Raw genomic sequence first — 1,054 nt, forward strand, 5'->3', positions numbered from 1 at the left:
CTGACATCTTTCGATTAATGCGAGTTGGCGCGAAAAAGACACCACCGAAGTCACTGAAAAACGGATTGAGGAAGATGTTACTTTCGTTGCTCACGGACGGACACAAAAAGCAGTGCCGCGAAACTTCGAGGGCTAAAGCGAATGACGCTTTGCCGCTGCCACCGGAAAGAACGTTAAGCAGTGGGGCTTGTAGCTACATAGCTAAAGGGCCAATGATTTGACCACTAAATTTCTAAGTGCAACTAACGCCCGGTTAAGTGGTGAGTAACGCACCACCGAACCAAATTTATACACCGTAATCACAAAACCCTAAATTAACGCCCAAAGTGCCCAGCGTTACGAATCCACTTGAACCGTTTGTTATGTGAATTCTATTTGCGCCCCATGATTCTAAGTATTCTCAAGAACAGGTTAATAATATCCATGTATAGCGCTGCTGCGCTATCTACTGCATTGTCTAATGTTTTGGGAATTTGATTTGCTCGTCCCCAGTCATAACCAATATAACCACAGAAAAGGATAACAACAGCCCAGTCTATCCATTCTTGGTGGATTCCAAGTACAAATATTTGAAAGAGCTCGACCACAAGTACAACTACTAACGCAATAGTTAATACACCAGCGATTCTTTGGAAAAATGCAGGGAAAATTGTTCCCAGTAGCATCATCATTCCAGTCACTAGACCTGTAACCTTAATCGCACTTAAAACCAAGGATGGGTCATAGCGTGATACAACTAAGTTGATGATTAATCCAAAAGGAATAACTACAAAGTTGTAGCCGACAAAACTAACCAATGGGTTCGAAGATTTACTGAATAAGTAGACTCCAAAGAAGCAACTCGCAAAATAGCCGATGAAAAAGACCCAAGGGTTAATAGCTGCAATTGACTCAACCGGGATATTCCCAACCATTAACCAGTTAATCCAAAAGCCCCAACACAACACCGCTCCAATCGTAAAATTATACAGCCGAGAGCTTACTTCTTGCTCTCCGTTGTTAGTGCGTTCAAAAACATTCGATTCCATCATCCTTCGTACTCCTTTCCTATTCA

General features: G+C 42.3%; 2 protein-coding genes. One reads left to right on the top strand and one right to left on the bottom strand.

What is annotated here, in order from left to right; all coding sequences use genetic code 11:
- Positions 1-221: hypothetical protein (locus MD535_RS25610; protein ID WP_265678105.1), on the top strand; the 221-nt coding region annotated here is incomplete at its 5' end.
- Between the two features lie 150 nt (positions 222-371).
- Here the strand turns inward: MD535_RS25610 and MD535_RS25615 are convergent.
- Complete coding sequence (locus MD535_RS25615) at positions 372-1,031, bottom strand: Bax inhibitor-1 family protein (RefSeq protein ID WP_265678106.1); 660 nt, start codon at positions 1,029-1,031, stop codon at positions 372-374.
- Positions 1,032-1,054 lie beyond the last annotated feature (23 nt).

It is taken from the genome of Vibrio qingdaonensis (assembly GCF_026191675.1).
Lineage (GTDB): Bacteria > Pseudomonadota > Gammaproteobacteria > Enterobacterales > Vibrionaceae > Vibrio > Vibrio qingdaonensis.